This is a genomic window from Streptomyces violaceorubidus, from assembly GCF_000717995.1.
Taxonomy (GTDB): Bacteria; Actinomycetota; Actinomycetes; order Streptomycetales; family Streptomycetaceae; genus Streptomyces; species Streptomyces violaceorubidus.
Map to the genome: position 1 here is coordinate 267,987 of NZ_JODM01000001.1, position 17,807 is coordinate 285,793.

Sequence of the window (17,807 nt, forward strand, 5' to 3'; positions counted from 1 at the left end):
GTGCCTTGTAAGTTCGCATGCGCGTAGGGGTGGTTGGCGGTGCGGCGCGTGAGTTGACGGGGGTAGCGCGATGGTGGGCCACAGGCCGAGTGACTGGCATGTCCTGGACCTGGACAAGGACCCGACCCCGGGGGATCCGCAGCGGGTGCGCACGCTCGCCAAGACGTTGCACGACTTCGCCGACGACGTGTCCGAGGCGCTGCGTCTGGTGAAGGGGATGGCGGGGGAGTCGACGCTCGCGGAGTGGGCGGGGAAGTCGGCGACGGTCTTCAAGGAGGAGTTCTCCGGGGTACCCAAGAACCTGAAGAAGCTGGAGAAGTCGTACGGGATGTGCGGCGACGCGCTCGCGGACTTCTGGCCGAAGCTGGAGCGGGCGCAGGCGCTGGCGGACCGGGCGCTCGTCAAGGCGCGGGAGGCCCGCCAGGACCTGACCTCGGCGCAGTCGAAGCTGTCCTCGGCGGACTCGTGGGTGACGCGGGCGTCGAAGGAGGCGGACAAGTACAAGGACGACCCGACCGGCAGCAAGTCGGACGCCGACAAGCCGGACGAGGCGAAGGTCCGCGCGGCCACCCGCGACGTGCAGCACGCCAGGACGGCGCAGACCGACGCGCAGTCGGCCGTCGACTCGGCGCAGGGGGCGCTGGACGCGGCGAAGAAGATGGCCGAGGACGCGCGCAAGATGCGTGAGGACGCCGCCCGGGAGGCCAAGCACAAGATCGACGAGGCGTCCGACGCCGGCATCCAGAACCGGTCCTGGTGGGAGGAGGTCGGCGACTGGTTCACCGACAACTGGGACACCATCGTCGCCGTCTGCAAGGTCGTCGTCGCGGTCGTCGGCATCATCGCGATGATCATCGGCGGCCCGATCCTCGGCGCGATCGTCCTGGTCGCCGCCCTCGTGGTCCTCGCCGACACGCTCTACAAATACAGCAAGGGCCAAGCGTCCCTGTGGGACGTGGGGTTCGCCGCGCTGGACTGCATACCCGGCATGAAGGGCCTCACCACCCTCGGCGGGCTCGCCAAGGGTGCGAAGGCACTGGGCAAGATGGGGCTGAAGGGCATGGCCCTCAGCGCGCGAGGCGTCGCCAAGAACGCCAGGACAGCGGTGGCCGACGGTGCCAGGGGCGCCTACAACCGACTGAAGAGCAAGATCAGAGGCTGCGGCGACCCGGTCGACGTCGCCACTGGAGAGACGTTCCTGACCGAGACGGACGTGTCCCTTCCCGGAACCCTGCCCCTGACGTTCATTCGCCGTGCCGCGTCCGACTACGGATGCGGATGGTGGTTCGGCCCTGGTTGGTCCTCGACTCTGGATCAGCGCTTGGAGATGGACGCGGACGGCGTCTGTTTCGTCACGGAGGACGGGATGATCCTCGTCTACCGAGTCGAAGGCGAGGTGGGGCGTCCCTGGCTGCCCGAGGCGGGGCCCCGTATGCCCCTCAGCCGGGAGGCCGATGGAACGTATCGAGTGGACGATCCCTGGACCGGCCTCAGCCGCCGCTTCGCCCCACAGCCCGACGGCACTGCCCGTATCACCAGCATCACCGACCGCAACACCAACAGTCTCACCTTCGAGTACGACGAGTCCGGTGTTCCGCTCGGGATTCGGCACTCGGGCGGTTACCACGTCACGTTCACCACTTCCGACGGCCGTGTCACAGCCCTGCGTCTGACCGATGCGGAGGACGGTTCGAACACCGTTGTCAGGCGCTACGGCTACGACGACGGCAACCTCACCGAGGTCGTCAACTCCTCCGGGCTGACCCTCGCGTTCACCTACGACGCGTACCTGCGTATGACGTCATGGACCGACCGCAACGGCCATCGGTACACCTACGTCTACGACGATCACGGGCGGTGCGTCTCACAGGCCGGACAAGCCGGACACGTCGCCGGCACGTTCACGTACGACGAGGCACTCTCCGCTTGGCCGGGATGCCGGATCACCCGTCATACGACGTCCGACGGCGCGACCACTCGGTTCGTTGTCAACGACAACAGCCAGGTCATTGCCGAGATCGACCCCCTTGGCCACTGCACTCGCACCGAGTACGACGACCACCACCACCTGCTCTCCCGTACCGATCCCCTCGGGCACGGCACGCGCTATGAGGTGGACGCGGTCGGTCGGCCGACGCACGTTTCGCTGCCGGACGGCGGTGTCATCACCGTGGTGTACAACGCACTGCACCTGCCGACCCGCGTCAACCTGCCGGACGGGACGAGCTGGCAGCACACCTACGACGCACGAGGCAACCGGCTTGAGACCATCGCACCGGACGGTGCGCGCACGGGGTTCGCGTATGACGCCCACGGGGCGATCGCCTCGGTCACCGACCCACTCGGCGCCACGACAACCGTGCGGTGCAACGCCGTCGGCCTACGATGCGAGACCACCAGTGCTCTGGGGGAGCGCACCACACGCACGTACGACTCCTTCGGCCGGCTCAGCGCCCTTACGGGGCCCCTGGGAGAAACGACCAGGCTGTGGTGGACCGTCGAAGGCCGTCCGACCCGGGTGCTCGGCCCCGACGGCACCCAGGAGACGTGGACGTATGACGGTGAGGGCAACTGCACGTCCCACGTGAAGCCGGACGGTGCCCTGACGACCTTCCAATACGGTCCTTTCGACCTGCTCACCACGCAGACGGAACCCGACGGAGGACGGTACGCATTCGAGTACGACGCGTCGCTTCGGCTTACGTGTGCGATCAATCCCCTCGGCCTGCGTTGGGCATATACCTACGACGCGGCCGGCCGGCTCGTCGCCGAAACGGACTTCGACGAACAGCGGACGACCTACGAGCGGGACGCGGCCGGCCGGTTGTCGAAGCGGCTGAACCCGACGAGCCAGGAGGTCGCGTTCACGTACGACCCGGTGGGGCGGCTTCGTACCAAAGCCGTCGGCGCCGAGTCCACCGAGTACGTCCACGACGCCATGGGGCGGTTGGTCCGTGCCGTGGGACCGGGCTGCGACCTGAGGCTGGAGCGGGATCCCGCCGGACGGGTGGTCGCCGAGTGGGTGAACGGCCGGTCGACAGTGTCGACGTACGACTCCGCCGGCCGCCGTGTCGAGCGAGTCACGCCCTCCGGCGCGCGTGCCCTGTACGGATATGACGCCGTCGGACGAATGATCCGTCTGAATACCTCCGGCCACGCCATCGAATTCGGTCGCGATGCCGCCGGACAGGAAATCAGCCGTCGCATCGGTGCTTCGCTGCGCCTCGACCAGTCGTGGGACGCGAACGGTCAGCCCGTGGAAGAACGGTGGACGACCGCGGACCGGCTGGTCCAGGGCCGCGCGTACAGCTACGGGACGCGGCACGATCCCAGCCAGGTGTCCGATGCCGTCGACGGCCGTGTCGTCCTGACCACCGACTCGATGAGGCGCGTCAGGAGCCTGGAGGGGGAGGGGCGTTCGGAAAGCTACGACTATGACCTCGCAGGACGCGTCACTTCTGCTTCATGGTCCGGATATCCGGGACCGGACGCGGCGCAGGGCCGCCGTTCCTACGCCGGAAGCCGCCTGGAGCGGGCGGGAGGACTGCGCTATGTCCACGATGCTGCCGGACGGGTCGTGGAGCGCCGCAAAAAGCGTCTGTCCCGGAAGCCCGCGGTCTGGCGGTACGCCTGGGACGCCGAGGACCGACTCACCTCCGTCAGGACCCCGGACGGCGCGGTCTGGCGCTACTCCTACGACCCGCTCGGTCGCCGTATCGCCAAGGAGCGACGCGGCGACGACGGCCATTCAGTCGTGGAGCGGACGGACTTCACATGGGACGGCCCGGTCCTCGTGGAGGAGATCACCAGCGACCCGGCTCTGCCGAATGCGGTCACCCTGACCTGGGACCACTCCGGCCTGCGACCGATCGCCCAGACCGAACGACTGACCGACTCGGCCACGCAGGAAGAAGTGGACGCGCGCTTCTTCGCGATCGTCACCGACCTGGTCGGGACTCCGACCCAGCTCGTCGATCCGCACGGCGAGGTGAGCTGGAAAGCCCGCCGGACGACATGGGGCACCACGGCCTGGCCCCGCAGGAGCCGGGCGTACACCCCGCTGCGCTTTCCCGGTCAGTACCAGGACCAAGAGACAGGACTGCACTACAACTACCACCGCCACTACGACCCGGAGAGCGGTCGATACACCTCGCTGGACCCCCTCGGACTGGCGCCCGCTCCGGACCCCTACAGCTACGTGACCCACCCGTGGCGGCAGACCGACCCCTTCGGTCTGATGTCCTGCGACGAGGAAAGCGTGGTTCTCTACCATGGCTCACGGGACTGGAGCGGCGGGGAATTCTCATTGGGCCGCTCTCACGACATGCAGCGTGAATACACACCGGACGCCGGCGTATACCTCACCGACGACTTCAACAGGGCGGCCACACAGTACGCCGGTCCCGACGGAGTCGTGGTGCGGACCGAAGTGCCGAGATCATTCGCTGATTCGGTGCTCCGCGAGCACAGTGGGCCCGCCGGGCGCCAGCCGGAGTACTTCGTGGACACTCAGGAGGGGGTCGACATCCTGAACGCGGGTTCTCCACGCGTACTACCGCAGCGAGACGCGGTGATTCAGCACATGATGGGCCAATTTTAGAGTTTTGCGAGGAGCGCGGTAGTGGCAGGTTCGATCGTTCCCATGTCGGAGAGCATGCTGGCTCGTGGTGTCTTCGGCCCGCTCGGCGGTGTCGTGGAGGTCGGGGCCGTGAACGCGACGGGTACGTGGTCCGTCTCGGACGTCTCGGTCGGCCGTTTCCTGGACGAGCGGTCCGAGGACGTGGGGCGCCTGCTCGGTGGCATCCGGTCGGTCTGCCGGTTCAGCGACTCGGGCATGGCCGTTGTCGACGAGCTGGGACGGCTGCGCGATCACGAAGTGCCCGCGGCTTTTCTGCTCCTGTGGTCCGCGGGTGTCACAGGGGTCCCCGAGCCTCTGGCGAAGCTGGAGGAGCCGGCGCTGGTTCGCCGCATGTGCCGTATGGCAGCGGACCTGCAGCTCACGCTTCTGCTTCAGGCGCTCGTCACCGCGGCCGTCGCGGCCGGCACCGAGGCCGTCCGGGGCGGGGAGCAGATCGCCGAGGTGTTGACGATCGCCTGCGCCCTGGCGGACCCGAGCGGCGGGAGCACCCCCGGCCTGGTCTTCCGGATGTGGCGTGTCGCACACCTGCCGGGCATCCTGCGACCCGAGTCGGACGCCCCCGACGAGGGCAAGGCCGGATTCCGGGCCTACGACGAGATTCTGGAGCAGTTGCTCGGTGTGTCCTGACGGGGCAGCCGTCCGGCGCGGCGCCAGGGTTTGATCCCCGTCACCCCCGGGGTACAGTCATCCGCTTCGATTGGCCAGCCCCCCGCCCCGTATGGCAGACTAGCGGGGTTGCTCGGTCGAGTGCCGATGCTGCGCGCCTCCCGCCGGGGGGACCGGAAGCGAGTCCCACAGTACTCGTCGTCCCACGCATTACATCGAAAGGTGTAGGGGCGGACGTACGGGAATCTTCCGGGAAGTGTCAGCGGGGTGCAGGCCAGGCACCCGGTGGGCCTCTCGCCCCCGGTCTGCGGTTCCGGAAGGGCCCGCGACTCCCACTGCAGGGAAGTCCCGAAAAGGGACATCCATGTCAGCGAGAGCGCGACACGCCCGACCGCGTGGGTCGGAGGGGGAGCGGAATGGACAAGGACCACCGGGTCCAGAGCGTTACGAGAGACAGGACTACTGAGTAGCCATGGCGGGACAGAAGATCCGCATCCGGCTCAAGGCCTACGACCACGAGGTCATCGACTCCTCGGCGAAGAAGATCGTCGAGACGGTGACCCGCACTGGTGCGTCGGTCGCGGGCCCGGTGCCGCTGCCCACTGAGAAGAACGTGTACTGCGTCATCAAGTCGCCGCACAAGTACAAGGACTCGCGCGAGCACTTCGAGATGCGCACGCACAAGCGCCTGATCGACATCCTCGACCCGACCCCCAAGACCGTTGACTCTCTGATGCGACTCGACCTCCCGGCCGGTGTCGACATCGAGATCAAGCTCTGAAGGCCGGTGATCTGAGAATGGCTAAGCAGATCAAGGGCATCCTGGGCGAGAAGCTCGGCATGACGCAGGTGTGGGACGCGAACAACCGTGTTGTTCCGGTCACCGTCGTCAAGGCCGGCCCCAATGTCGTCACCCAGGTCCGCACGAACGACGTCGACGGCTACGAGTCCGTCCAGATCGCGTTCGGCGAGATCGACCCGCGCAAGGTGAACAAGCCCCTCAAGGGCCACTTCGCCAAGGCCGACGTCACCCCCCGTCGCCACCTCGTCGAGATCCGTACGGCCGACGCCGCCGAGTACACCCTCGGTCAGGAAGTCACCGCCGAGGTCTTCGAGGCCGGCGTGAAGGTCGACGTCACCGGCAAGAGCAAGGGCAAGGGCTTCGCCGGTGTCATGAAGCGTCACAACTTCCGTGGCCTCGGCGCCGGACACGGCACCCAGCGCAAGCACCGCGCTCCCGGCTCCATCGGCGGATGTGCCACCCCGGGCCGCGTGTTCAAGGGCATGCGCATGGCCGGCCGCATGGGCAACGAGCGGGTCACCACCCAGAACCTGACCGTCCACGCCGTTGACGCGGAGAAGGGTCTGCTGCTCATCAAGGGCGCGGTTCCCGGTCCGAACGGCGGCCTCGTCCTGGTCCGCACCGCGGCCAAGGGGGCCTGAGGTAACCGATGAGCACTGTTGACATCCTTTCGCCTGCCGGCGAGAAGACCGGAAGCGTCGAACTCCCCGCGGAGATCTTCGGCGTGGAGAAGATCAGCATCCCGCTGATCCACCAGGTCGTCGTCGCGCAGAACGCCGCTGCCCGTCAGGGCACGCACAAGACCAAGCGTCGCGGCGAGGTCCGTGGTGGCGGCAAGAAGCCGTACCGCCAGAAGGGCACCGGCCGCGCCCGCCAGGGTTCGACCCGTGCGCCGCAGTTCGCCGGCGGTGGCGTCGTCCACGGCCCCGTGCCGCGTGACTACTCGCAGCGGACGCCCAAGAAGATGAAGGCCGCGGCCCTGCGCCACGCCCTCACCGACCGGGCCCGCCACAACCGCATCCACGTCGTCACCGGCGTCATCGAGGGCGAGACCCCGTCCACGAAGGCCGCCCGGACGCTGTTCGGCAAGATCTCGGAGCGCAAGAACCTGCTCCTGGTCGTCGACCGCGCCGACGAGGCCGCGTGGCTGTCCGCCCGCAACCTGCCCCAGATCCACATCCTGGAGCCGGGCCAGCTGAACACGTACGACGTTCTCGTCTCGGACGACGTGGTCTTCACCCAGGCCGCTTTCGAGTCCTTCGTGTCTGGCCCCGACAAGGCCATTGACACCGAAGGGAGCGAAGCCTGATGGCTACGCGTCACCCGAGCATCGCCTCCAAGGCGGCCAAGGCCGCCAAGGCCGCGCGCGTCGCCAAGGCGCGCCGCCACGAGGCCGAGGGCAAGAACACCGTCGTCACCCCGGCCAGCAAGGCGTTCACGGACCCCCGTGACGTGCTGCTGAAGCCGGTCGTGTCCGAGAAGAGCTACGCGCTCCTCGACGAGAACAAGTACACGTTCATCGTCGCGCCGGGCTCCAACAAGACCCAGATCAAGGAGGCCGTCCAGGCGGTCTTCTCGGTCAAGGTCACCGGGGTCAACACGATCAACCGCCAGGGCAAGCGGAAGCGGACCCGCACGGGCTTCGGCAAGCGTGCCGACAGCAAGCGCGCGATCGTGACCCTCGCCGAGGGCGACCGTATCGACATCTTCGGCGGTCCGACCTCCTGACGGAGGTCCGGATCGTCCGGAATCGGACGAGGACTGAGAAATGGGAATCCGCAAGTACAAGCCGACGACGCCGGGCCGCCGTGGCTCCTCCGTCGCCGACTTCGTCGAGGTCACGCGGTCCACGCCGGAGAAGTCGCTGGTCCGCCCGCTGCACAGCAAGGGCGGCCGTAACAACGCCGGTCGTGTGACCGTTCGCCACCAGGGTGGCGGACACAAGCGCGCCTACCGTGTCATCGACTTCCGTCGGCACGACAAGGACGGCGTGCCGGCGAAGGTCGCGCACATCGAGTACGACCCCAACCGCACCGCGCGCATCGCGCTGCTGCACTACGCCGACGGCGAGAAGCGCTACATCCTCGCCCCGCGCAACCTGCAGCAGGGCGACCGCGTCGAGAACGGTCCCGGGGCCGACATCAAGCCGGGCAACAACCTGGCGCTCCGCAACATCCCGGTCGGTACCACGATCCACGCGATCGAGCTCCGTCCCGGTGGCGGTGCCAAGTTCGCCCGCTCCGCCGGTGCCTCCGTGCAGCTGCTCGCGAAGGAGGGCTCGATGGCCCACCTGCGCATGCCGTCCGGTGAGATCCGCCTGGTCGACCAGCGCTGCCGCGCCACGGTCGGCGAGGTCGGCAACGCCGAGCAGAGCAACATCAACTGGGGCAAGGCGGGCCGCAAGCGGTGGCTGGGCGTTCGCCCGAGCGTCCGTGGTGTGGTCATGAACCCGGTGGACCACCCGCACGGTGGTGGTGAGGGCCGGACCTCCGGTGGTCGTCACCCCGTGTCCCCGTGGGGCAAGAAGGAAGGCCGTACTCGTTCGCCCAAGAAGGCGTCGAACAAGTACATCGTCCGCCGCCGCAAGACGAACAAGAAGCGCTAAGGACGGGTTGAGATGCCTCGTAGCTTGAAGAAGGGACCCTTCGTCGACGACCACCTGATCAAGAAGGTGGACACGCAGAACGAAGCCGGTACCAAGAACGTCATCAAGACCTGGTCCCGTCGCTCGATGATCGTCCCGGCGATGCTCGGCCACACGATCGCGGTGCACAACGGCAAGACCCACATCCCGGTGTTTGTCACCGAGTCCATGGTCGGCCACAAGCTCGGCGAGTTCTCGCCGACGCGCACCTTCCGGGGTCACGTCAAGGACGACCGGAAGTCGAAGCGCCGCTAACAGCGGGGTGGAATGACCATGACAAACACTGAAGGGACAACCATGGAAGCCAGGGCCCAGGCGCGGTACATCCGCGTCACGCCCATGAAGGCCCGCCGCGTGGTGGACCTCATCCGTGGCATGGATGCCACGGAGGCTCAGGCGGTCCTGCGTTTCGCCCCGCAGGCCGCGAGCGTGCCGGTCGGCAAGGTGCTGGACAGCGCCATCGCCAACGCCGCGCACAACTACGACCACACCGACGCCGACAGCCTCTACATCTCCGAGGCGTACGTCGACGAGGGCCCGACCCTGAAGCGGTTCCGGCCGCGTGCCCAGGGCCGCGCCTACCGGATCCGCAAGCGGACCAGCCACATCACCGTGGTCGTCAGCAGCAAGGAAGGAACCCGGTAATGGGCCAGAAGGTAAACCCGCACGGGTTCCGGCTCGGTGTCACGACCGACTTCAAGTCGCGTTGGTACGCCGACAAGCTGTACAAGGACTACGTCAAGGAAGACGTCGCCATCCGTCGGATGCTGACGTCCGGCATGGAGCGCGCCGGCATCTCCAAGGTCGAGATCGAGCGCACCCGTGACCGCGTCCGCGTGGACATCCACACGGCTCGTCCGGGCATCGTCATCGGCCGCCGCGGTGCGGAGGCCGACAAGATCCGCGGTCAGCTCGAGAAGCTCACGGGCAAGCAGGTCCAGCTGAACATCCTCGAGGTCAAGAGCCCCGAGACGGACGCTCAGCTGGTCGCCCAGGCCGTCGCCGAGCAGCTGTCCTCCCGCGTCTCCTTCCGTCGTGCCATGCGCAAGAGCATGCAGGGCACCATGAAGGCCGGCGCCAAGGGCATCAAGATCCAGTGTGGTGGCCGTCTCGGCGGCGCCGAGATGTCCCGCTCGGAGTTCTACCGCGAGGGCCGTGTGCCCCTGCACACGCTCCGCGCGAACGTGGACTACGGCTTCTTCGAGGCCAAGACGACCTTCGGCCGCATCGGTGTGAAGGTCTGGATCTACAAGGGCGACGTCAAGAACATCGCCGAGGTCCGCGCCGAGAACGCCGCCGCGCGTGCGGGCAACCGCCCGGCCCGCGGTGGCGGCAACGACCGCCCGGCCCGTGGTGGCCGCGGTGGCGAGCGTCGCGGGCGCAAGCCGCAGCAGCAGTCGGCTCCGGCCGCCGAGGCCCCCAAGGCCGAGGCGCCCGCCGCTGCCGCTCCGGCTGAGAGCACCGGAACGGAGGCCTGACCGTCATGCTGATCCCCCGTAGGGTCAAGCACCGCAAGCAGCACCACCCGAAGCGCCGTGGTCAGGCCAAGGGCGGTACGACGGTCGCGTTCGGCGAGTACGGCATTCAGGCCCTCACGCCGGCGTACGTGACCAACCGCCAGATCGAGGCGGCCCGTATCGCGATGACCCGCCACATCAAGCGTGGTGGCAAGGTCTGGATCAACATCTACCCGGACCGCCCGCTCACGAAGAAGCCGGCCGAAACCCGCATGGGTTCCGGTAAGGGTTCTCCGGAGTGGTGGATCGCGAACGTGCACCCGGGTCGGGTCATGTTCGAGCTGTCCTACCCCAACGAGAAGATCGCCCGTGAGGCGCTGACTCGTGCGGCCCACAAGCTGCCGATGAAGTGCCGGATCGTCAAGCGCGAGGCAGGTGAAGCGTGATGTCGGCCGGTACCAAGGCGTCCGAGCTGCGCGAGCTGGGCAACGAGGAGCTTCTGGCGAAGCTCCGCGAGGCCAAGGAAGAGCTGTTCAACCTCCGCTTCCAGGCGGCCACGGGTCAGCTCGAGAACCACGGCCGTCTCAAGGCGGTCCGCAAGGACATCGCCCGTATCTACACCCTCATGCGTGAGCGTGAGCTCGGCATCGAGACGGTGGAGAACGCCTGATGAGCGAGAGCAACGTGACTGAAGAGACGAAGGCCGCCCGCGGCTTCCGCAAGACCCGTGAGGGTCTGGTCGTCAGCGACAAGATGGACAAGACCGTCGTCGTCGCCGTCGAGGACCGCGTCAAGCACGCCCTGTACGGCAAGGTCATCCGCCGTACCGAGAAGCTGAAGGCGCACGACGAGCAGAACGCCGCGGGTGTCGGCGACCGCGTCCTCCTCATGGAGACCCGGCCGCTGTCCGCGACGAAGCGCTGGCGCGTCGTCGAGATCCTCGAGAAGGCCAAGTAAAAGATCTCCTGCGAGGCATTCCCCGCAGGACAGTTCCGCCAGGCTCCGGGAGCCGTTCACCCAGGTGATCGGCTCCCGGGGAACCGGCAGACATTCAGGAGATAGACGTGATCCAGCAGGAGTCGCGACTGCGCGTCGCCGACAACACGGGTGCGAAGGAAATCCTCACCATCCGTGTGCTCGGTGGCTCCGGTCGCCGCTACGCGGGTATCGGTGACGTCATCGTCGCCACCGTCAAGGACGCGATCCCCGGTGGCAACGTGAAGAAGGGTGACGTCGTCAAGGCGGTCATCGTTCGCACCGTCAAGGAGCGCCGCCGTCCGGACGGCTCGTACATCCGCTTCGACGAGAACGCCGCCGTCATTCTGAAGAACGACGGCGACCCTCGCGGCACCCGTATCTTCGGCCCGGTCGGCCGTGAGCTGCGCGAGAAGAAGTTCATGAAGATCATCTCCCTCGCGCCGGAGGTGCTGTGAGCATGAAGATCAAGAAGGGCGACCTGGTCCAGGTCATCACCGGTAAGGACAAGGGCAAGCAGGGCAAGGTCATCGCGGCCTTCCCCCGCGAGGACCGCGTCCTGGTCGAGGGTGTCAACCGGGTCAAGAAGCACACCAAGGCCGGTCCGACCGCTCGCGGTTCGCAGGCCGGCGGCATCGTGACCACCGAGGCCCCGATCCACGTCTCCAACGTCCAGTTGGTCGTGGAGAAGGACGGCAACAAGGTCGTCACGCGCGTCGGTTACCGCTTCGACGACGAGGGCAACAAGATCCGCGTTGCCAAGCGGACGGGTGAGGACATCTGATGGCTACCACCACCACTCCGCGTCTCAAGACGAAGTACCGCGAGGAGATCGCGGGCAAGCTGCGTGAGGAGTTCTCCTACGAGAACGTCATGCAGATCCCCGGCCTCGTGAAGATCGTGGTCAACATGGGTGTCGGCGACGCCGCCCGTGACTCGAAGCTGATCGAGGGCGCGATCCGCGACCTGACCACCATCACCGGTCAGAAGCCGGCCGTCACCAAGGCCCGCAAGTCCATCGCGCAGTTCAAGCTGCGTGAGGGTCAGCCGATCGGTGCCCACGTCACGCTCCGTGGCGACCGCATGTGGGAGTTCCTGGACCGCACCCTGTCGCTGGCGCTGCCGCGCATCCGCGACTTCCGTGGTCTGTCCCCCAAGCAGTTCGACGGCCGTGGCAACTACACCTTCGGTCTCACCGAGCAGGTCATGTTCCACGAGATCGACCAGGACAAGATCGACCGCACCCGGGGTATGGACATCACCGTGGTGACCACGGCGACCAACGACGCTGAGGGCCGCGCGCTCCTCCGTCACCTCGGCTTCCCCTTCAAGGAGGCGTGAGCGAGATGGCGAAGAAGGCTCTGATTGCCAAGGCTGCTCGCAAGCCCAAGTTCGGTGTCCGCGGCTACACGCGCTGCCAGCGCTGCGGCCGTCCGCACTCCGTCTACCGCAAGTTCGGCCTGTGCCGCGTGTGCCTTCGTGAGATGGCTCACCGTGGCGAGCTGCCGGGCGTGACCAAGAGCTCCTGGTAATCCGGTAATCCCGGGTTATTCAGACTCTCGGTAAGCATCTGGGTCGGCAGAAGCCCGTCCGCGCATGCCGTAGGCTTGCGGGGTTGGGCGTCTGCCGCCCGTACGACTTACTACGCCGTAGGTCCACCGCGCCGCACCCGTCCCGTCTCGGATCGGGGAGAGGGATGGCGCACCAGGAAACCCCGGCGAGAGAGGCCGAAGGCCAATTCATGACCATGACTGATCCGATCGCAGACATGCTTACGCGTCTGCGGAACGCGAACTCGGCGTACCACGACTCCGTGACGATGCCGGCGTCCAAGATCAAGTCTCACATCGCGGAGATCCTCCAGCAGGAGGGCTTCATCACGGGCTGGAAGACCGAGGACGCCGAGGTCGGCAAGAACCTCGTCCTCGAGCTGAAGTTCGGCCCGAACCGTGAGCGCTCCATCGCGGGCATCAAGCGGATCTCCAAGCCCGGTCTCCGGGTGTACGCGAAGTCCACCAACCTGCCCAAGGTGCTGGGTGGCCTCGGCGTGGCGATCATCTCCACGTCCCACGGGCTCCTCACCGACAAGCAGGCCGGCAAGAAGGGCGTAGGCGGAGAAGTCCTCGCCTACGTCTGGTAACGGAAGGGAACGGAGGAAACAGCTATGTCGCGCATCGGCAAGCTCCCCATCGCGGTTCCCGCCGGCGTGGACGTCACCATCGACGGCCGTACGGTCTCGGTCAAGGGCCCGAAGGGCACGCTGACCCACACCGTCGTGGCACCGATCGACATCGCCAAGGGTGAGGACGGCGTTCTGAACGTCACCCGCCCCAACGACGAGCGTCAGAGCAAGGCCCTGCACGGCCTGTCCCGCACGCTGGTGGCGAACATGATCACCGGCGTGACCCAGGGTTACGTGAAGAAGCTCGAGATCAGCGGTGTCGGTTACCGCGTGCTCGCCAAGGGTTCGAACCTGGAGTTCTCCCTCGGCTACAGCCACCCGATCCTCGTCGAGGCCCCCGAGGGAATCACCTTCAAGGTGGAGAACCCGACCCACTTCTCGGTCGAGGGCATCGACAAGCAGAAGGTCGGCGAGGTTGCGGCCAACATCCGCAAGCTGCGCAAGCCCGACCCGTACAAGGCCAAGGGCGTCAAGTACGAGGGCGAAGTCATCCGCCGCAAGGTCGGAAAGGCGGGTAAGTAAGCCATGGCATACGGACAGAAGATCCTCAAGGGCGACGCCTACAAGCGCGCCGCGATCAAGCGCCGTCACATCCGGATCCGCAAGCGGATCGCCGGTACGGCGGAGCGTCCCCGTCTGGTCGTTACCCGCTCGAACCGCCACATCGTGGCCCAGGTGATCGACGACATCAAGGGTCACACCCTGGCGTCGGCGTCCACCCTGGACACCTCGATCCGTGGCGGCGAGGCCGACAAGTCCGCGCAGGCCAAGCAGGTCGGCGCTCTGGTCGCCGAGCGCGCCAAGGCCGCCGGCGTCGAGGCTGTCGTGTTCGACCGTGGTGGCAACCAGTACGCCGGGCGCATCGCAGCCCTGGCGGACGCCGCCCGCGAAGCCGGACTGAAGTTCTGAGCCGGTTCCGTATCGCTAGCGGAAACAGAGAGAGGTAATTCCAATGGCTGGACCCCAGCGCCGCGGCAGCGGTGCCGGTGGCGGCGAGCGGCGGGACCGGAAGGGCCGTGACGGTGGCGCAGGTGCCGCCGAGAAGACCGCTTACGTTGAGCGCGTCGTCGCGATCAACCGCGTCGCCAAGGTTGTGAAGGGTGGTCGTCGCTTCAGCTTCACCGCGCTGGTCGTGGTGGGCGACGGTGACGGCACCGTGGGTGTCGGATACGGCAAGGCCAAGGAGGTGCCGGCCGCCATCGCCAAGGGCGTTGAGGAGGCCAAGAAGCACTTCTTCAAGGTCCCCCGCATCCAGGGCACCATCCCGCACCCCATCCAGGGTGAGAAGGCTGCCGGCGTCGTGCTGCTCAAGCCCGCGTCCCCCGGTACCGGCGTGATCGCCGGTGGTCCGGTGCGCGCCGTGCTCGAGTGCGCCGGTATCCACGACGTGCTGTCGAAGTCGCTCGGCTCCGACAACCAGATCAACATCGTGCACGCGACCGTGGAGGCCCTCAAGGGCCTGCAGCGTCCCGAGGAGATCGCGGCCCGCCGTGGTCTGCCGCTCGAGGACGTCGCCCCCGCGGCCCTTCTCCGTGCGCGTGCCGGGGCGGGTGCGTAATCATGGCGCAGCTCAAGATTACGCAGGTCAAGTCCTACATCGGCAGCAAGCAGAACCACCGTGACACCCTGCGTTCCCTTGGTCTCAAGGGGATCAACACGCAGGTCGTCAAGGAGGACCGCCCCGAGTTCCGCGGCATGGTGCACACCGTCCGCCACCTCGTGACGGTCGAGGAGGTCGACTGATCATGGCGGAGCAGAACCCGCTCAAGATCCACAACCTCCGTCCCGCCCCGGGCGCCAAGACCGCCAAGACCCGTGTCGGTCGTGGTGAGGCGTCGAAGGGTAAGACGGCCGGTCGTGGTACCAAGGGCACGAAGGCCCGTTACCAGGTTCCGGAGCGCTTCGAGGGTGGCCAGATGCCCCTCCACATGCGTCTTCCGAAGCTGAAGGGCTTCAAGAACCCGTTCAAGACCGAGTTCCAGGTCGTGAACCTCGACAAGCTGGCCGCGCTGTACCCCGAGGGTGGCGAGGTCACCGTCGAGGGCCTGGTGGCCAAGGGTGCCGTTCGCAAGAACAGCCTCGTCAAGGTGCTCGGCCAGGGCGAGATCTCCGTGGCGCTGCAGGTGACGGTCGACGCCGTCTCCGGCTCCGCCAAGGAGAAGATCACCGCCGCCGGCGGTACCGTCACCGAGCTCGTCTGAACCACTCAGGCGTGTCGATGACATGAGCGATCCCGACCGGGGATGCCCCACAAAAGGGGTATCCCCGGTTGGTCGTTCCAAGGGGAGTGCTCCCGCCGGTAAGGTGGCCTGCGCTGCCCTCTTTCACGGGTGCGTCACATGAGGCACTCTTGGCGGCGGTTCAGCGTTACTTCCTCAGCCGTCCACTTATCAGTCGTCAGTCGAACCTCAAGACCGTCACCCTTGACGCAGTAGCGCGGGGGTCGCAGGAGGCACCGTGCTCACCGCGTTCGCCCGGGCGTTCAAGACGCCCGACCTGCGCAAGAAGCTGCTCTTCACGCTCGGCATCATCGTGGTGTACCGCCTCGGTACCCACATCCCCATTCCCGGTGTCGACTACAAGAACGTCCAGGAGTGCGTGGACCAGGCGTCCGGCAACCAGGGCCTCTTCGGCCTGGTCAACATGTTCAGCGGTGGCGCCCTGCTGCAGATCACGGTCTTCGCGCTCGGCATCCTGCCGTACATCACGGCGAGCATCATTCTGCAGCTCCTCACCGTCGTGATCCCGCGTCTGGAGGCCCTCAAGAAGGAGGGCCAGTCCGGTACGGCGAAGATCACGCAGTACACCCGTTACCTGACCATCGCGCTGGCCATCCTCCAGGGCACCGGCCTCGTGGCCACCGCCCGCAGCGGTGCCCTCTTCTCGGGCTGCACCGTCGCGGGTCAGATTGTTCCGGACCAGTCGATCTTCACCACCGTGGTCATGGTGGTCACGATGACCAGTGGCACCGCCGTCGTCATGTGGCTCGGCGAGTTGGTCACCGACCGCGGCATCGGCAACGGCATGTCGATCCTGATGTTCATCTCGATTGCCGCGTCCTTCCCGTCCGCCCTGTGGGCGATCAAGAAGCAGGGCGAGCTGGCGGACGGCTGGATCGAGTTCGGCACCGTCCTGATCGTGGGCTTCGTGATGGTCGCCCTGGTCGTCTTCGTGGAGCAGGCCCAGCGCCGAATCCCCGTGCAGTACGCCAAGCGCATGATCGGCCGCCGCTCCTACGGCGGCACCTCGACGTACATCCCCCTCAAGGTGAACCAGGCGGGTGTCATCCCCGTCATCTTCGCCTCGTCGCTGCTCTACATCCCGGCACTGATCGTTCAGTTCTCCGGCTCGACCGCGGGCTGGGCCACCTGGATCCAGAAGAACCTCGCCGACCCGGCCGCGACTCCGCACCTGGTCCTGTACTTCTTCCTGATCGTCTTCTTCGCCTTCTTCTACGTGGCCATCTCGTTCAACCCCGAGGAAGTCGCGGACAACATGAAGAAGTATGGTGGCTTCATCCCGGGCATCCGGGCTGGCCGACCGACCGCTGAGTATCTGAGCTACGTACTCAACCGGATCACCTGGCCGGGTTCGCTGTACTTGGGTCTGATCGCTCTCGTCCCGACAATGGCGTTGGCTGGTTTCGGGGCAAACCAGAACTTCCCGTTCGGTGGCACCAGCATCCTGATCATCGTGGGTGTCGGTCTCGAGACGGTGAAGCAGATCGAGAGCCAGCTCCAGCAGCGCAATTACGAAGGGTTCCTCCGCTGATGCGAATCGTCCTCGTCGGGCCTCCGGGTGCCGGAAAGGGAACGCAGGCCACCCGCCTTGCCGAGACGCTGCACATTCCGCACATCTCCACGGGCGACCTGTTCCGCGCGAACATCAGCCAGCAGACCGAACTGGGCAAGCTCGCGAAGTCCTACATGGACGCCGGCAACCTCGTGCCGGACGAGGTCACGATCGCCATGGCGAAGGACCGCATGGAGCAGCCCGACGCCGAGGGCGGCTTCCTGCTGGACGGCTTCCCGCGCAACGTCTCCCAGGCCGAGGCGCTGGACGAGCTGCTCGAGACCGAGGACATGAAGCTCGACGCGGTGCTGGACCTGGAGGCCCCGGAGGACGAGGTCGTCAAGCGAATCGCCGGCCGGCGCGTCTGCCGCAACGACTCGGCGCACGTCTTCCACGTGACGTACACCCCGCCGAAGAAGGAAGGCGTCTGCGACGTCTGCGGCGGCGAGCTGTACCAGCGGGACGACGACTCCGAGGAGACGGTCCGCAAGCGGCTGGAGGTCTACCACACGCAGACCGAGCCGATCATCGACTACTACAAGGCGCAGGGCCTGGTCGCCACCATCGCCGCGACGGGCCCCGTGGACGAGGTCACCCGCCGCGCGCTGGAGGCGCTCAAGCGCGACCAGTAGTACGCCGCCCGGCTTGCAGCCGCGGTCCCTCGCTCAGGGGGCCGCGGCTGTGCTGTGGGGTGGGGCGGCCCCGCCCCG

At 66.9% G+C, this 17,807-nt stretch carries 25 protein-coding genes; all 25 read left to right on the forward strand.

Going from position 1 to position 17,807, the window contains the following annotated elements:
• The first annotated feature begins 70 nt into the window (after positions 1 to 70).
• The 25 genes from IE94_RS0101315 (at position 71) to IE94_RS0101435 (ending at position 17,729) form a co-directional block, all read left to right on the forward strand.
• Positions 71 to 4,600, forward strand: coding sequence for a DUF6531 domain-containing protein (locus IE94_RS0101315; protein WP_051777155.1), 4,530 nt, complete (start codon positions 71 to 73; stop codon positions 4,598 to 4,600).
• Positions 4,601 to 4,642: 42 nt separating this feature from the next.
• Complete coding sequence (locus IE94_RS0101320; RefSeq protein WP_030145473.1) at positions 4,643 to 5,266, forward strand: hypothetical protein; 624 nt, start codon at positions 4,643 to 4,645, stop codon at positions 5,264 to 5,266.
• 451 nt (positions 5,267 to 5,717) lie between these two features.
• Complete coding sequence (gene rpsJ, locus IE94_RS0101325) at positions 5,718 to 6,026, forward strand: 30S ribosomal protein S10 (protein WP_003948644.1); 309 nt, start codon at positions 5,718 to 5,720, stop codon at positions 6,024 to 6,026.
• A gap of 17 nt (positions 6,027 to 6,043) precedes the next feature.
• Positions 6,044 to 6,688: a 50S ribosomal protein L3 gene (gene rplC, locus IE94_RS0101330; RefSeq protein ID WP_030145474.1), complete on the forward strand. Its 645-nt coding sequence runs from the start codon at positions 6,044 to 6,046 to the stop codon at positions 6,686 to 6,688.
• A gap of 8 nt (positions 6,689 to 6,696) precedes the next feature.
• Complete coding sequence (gene rplD / locus IE94_RS0101335) at positions 6,697 to 7,356, forward strand: 50S ribosomal protein L4 (protein WP_030145475.1); 660 nt, start codon at positions 6,697 to 6,699, stop codon at positions 7,354 to 7,356.
• Complete coding sequence (gene rplW / locus IE94_RS0101340; protein ID WP_007443985.1) at positions 7,356 to 7,775, forward strand: 50S ribosomal protein L23; 420 nt, start codon at positions 7,356 to 7,358, stop codon at positions 7,773 to 7,775. Before rplD ends, rplW begins: the two co-directional genes overlap by 1 nt.
• 40 nt (positions 7,776 to 7,815) lie before the next feature.
• Complete coding sequence (gene rplB / locus IE94_RS0101345; protein ID WP_030145476.1) at positions 7,816 to 8,652, forward strand: 50S ribosomal protein L2; 837 nt, start codon at positions 7,816 to 7,818, stop codon at positions 8,650 to 8,652.
• Positions 8,653 to 8,664: 12 nt separating this feature from the next.
• Positions 8,665 to 8,946 carry a 30S ribosomal protein S19 gene (gene rpsS, locus IE94_RS0101350; protein ID WP_003974263.1) on the forward strand — a complete coding sequence of 94 codons (282 nt, stop codon included), beginning with the start codon at positions 8,665 to 8,667 and terminating at the stop codon, positions 8,944 to 8,946.
• 42 nt (positions 8,947 to 8,988) lie between these two features.
• Positions 8,989 to 9,336, forward strand: a complete 348-nt coding sequence (gene rplV / locus IE94_RS0101355; protein ID WP_019329637.1) for a 50S ribosomal protein L22 — start codon at positions 8,989 to 8,991, stop codon at positions 9,334 to 9,336.
• Complete coding sequence (rpsC, locus tag IE94_RS0101360; protein ID WP_030145477.1) at positions 9,336 to 10,169, forward strand: 30S ribosomal protein S3; 834 nt, start codon at positions 9,336 to 9,338, stop codon at positions 10,167 to 10,169. Before rplV ends, rpsC begins: the two co-directional genes overlap by 1 nt.
• Before the next feature lie 5 nt (positions 10,170 to 10,174).
• Positions 10,175 to 10,594, forward strand: a complete 420-nt coding sequence (gene rplP, locus IE94_RS0101365) for a 50S ribosomal protein L16 (protein ID WP_004927269.1) — start codon at positions 10,175 to 10,177, stop codon at positions 10,592 to 10,594.
• A complete protein-coding gene (gene rpmC / locus IE94_RS0101370; RefSeq protein ID WP_007494763.1) occupies positions 10,594 to 10,818 on the forward strand; it encodes a 50S ribosomal protein L29 in 225 nt (74 codons plus the stop codon). Before rplP ends, rpmC begins: the two co-directional genes overlap by 1 nt.
• Entirely contained in the window at positions 10,818 to 11,105 is a 288-nt protein-coding gene (gene rpsQ, locus IE94_RS0101375) for a 30S ribosomal protein S17 (protein WP_019329634.1), read from the forward strand. Before rpmC ends, rpsQ begins: the two co-directional genes overlap by 1 nt.
• Positions 11,106 to 11,212: 107 nt before the next feature.
• The gene (gene rplN / locus IE94_RS0101380) at positions 11,213 to 11,581 is read left to right on the forward strand and encodes a 50S ribosomal protein L14 (RefSeq protein ID WP_003974257.1); all 369 of its coding nucleotides are present in this window, start codon (positions 11,213 to 11,215) and stop codon (positions 11,579 to 11,581) included.
• 2 nt (positions 11,582 to 11,583) lie between these two features.
• Positions 11,584 to 11,907 (forward strand): 50S ribosomal protein L24, encoded by a 324-nt coding sequence (rplX, locus tag IE94_RS0101385; RefSeq protein WP_003992365.1) that lies wholly within the window; start codon positions 11,584 to 11,586, stop codon positions 11,905 to 11,907.
• Entirely contained in the window at positions 11,907 to 12,464 is a 558-nt protein-coding gene (gene rplE, locus IE94_RS0101390) for a 50S ribosomal protein L5 (RefSeq protein ID WP_003974255.1), read from the forward strand. Before rplX ends, rplE begins: the two co-directional genes overlap by 1 nt.
• Positions 12,465 to 12,469: 5 nt before the next feature.
• On the forward strand, positions 12,470 to 12,655 hold the full coding sequence (locus IE94_RS0101395; RefSeq protein WP_003948630.1) for a type Z 30S ribosomal protein S14: 186 nt from the start codon (positions 12,470 to 12,472) through the stop codon (positions 12,653 to 12,655).
• Positions 12,656 to 12,864: 209 nt separating this feature from the next.
• Positions 12,865 to 13,263, forward strand: coding sequence for a 30S ribosomal protein S8 (gene rpsH / locus IE94_RS0101400; protein ID WP_026248232.1), 399 nt, complete (start codon positions 12,865 to 12,867; stop codon positions 13,261 to 13,263).
• A 24-nt stretch (positions 13,264 to 13,287) separates the two neighbouring features.
• Positions 13,288 to 13,827, forward strand: a complete 540-nt coding sequence (rplF, locus tag IE94_RS0101405) for a 50S ribosomal protein L6 (RefSeq protein WP_030145478.1) — start codon at positions 13,288 to 13,290, stop codon at positions 13,825 to 13,827.
• A 3-nt stretch (positions 13,828 to 13,830) separates the two neighbouring features.
• A complete protein-coding gene (gene rplR / locus IE94_RS0101410) occupies positions 13,831 to 14,214 on the forward strand; it encodes a 50S ribosomal protein L18 (protein ID WP_030145479.1) in 384 nt (127 codons plus the stop codon).
• Positions 14,215 to 14,257: 43 nt separating this feature from the next.
• Positions 14,258 to 14,863 (forward strand): 30S ribosomal protein S5, encoded by a 606-nt coding sequence (gene rpsE / locus IE94_RS0101415; RefSeq protein WP_003974251.1) that lies wholly within the window; start codon positions 14,258 to 14,260, stop codon positions 14,861 to 14,863.
• Positions 14,864 to 14,865: 2 nt separating this feature from the next.
• A complete protein-coding gene (rpmD, locus tag IE94_RS0101420) occupies positions 14,866 to 15,048 on the forward strand; it encodes a 50S ribosomal protein L30 (RefSeq protein WP_003974250.1) in 183 nt (60 codons plus the stop codon).
• Between the two features lie 2 nt (positions 15,049 to 15,050).
• Complete coding sequence (rplO, locus tag IE94_RS0101425) at positions 15,051 to 15,506, forward strand: 50S ribosomal protein L15 (RefSeq protein ID WP_023547373.1); 456 nt, start codon at positions 15,051 to 15,053, stop codon at positions 15,504 to 15,506.
• 256 nt (positions 15,507 to 15,762) lie between these two features.
• On the forward strand, positions 15,763 to 17,076 hold the full coding sequence (gene secY / locus IE94_RS0101430; RefSeq protein WP_030145480.1) for a preprotein translocase subunit SecY: 1,314 nt from the start codon (positions 15,763 to 15,765) through the stop codon (positions 17,074 to 17,076).
• Positions 17,076 to 17,729, forward strand: coding sequence for an adenylate kinase (locus IE94_RS0101435; RefSeq protein ID WP_030145481.1), 654 nt, complete (start codon positions 17,076 to 17,078; stop codon positions 17,727 to 17,729). Before secY ends, IE94_RS0101435 begins: the two co-directional genes overlap by 1 nt.
• Positions 17,730 to 17,807 lie beyond the last annotated feature (78 nt).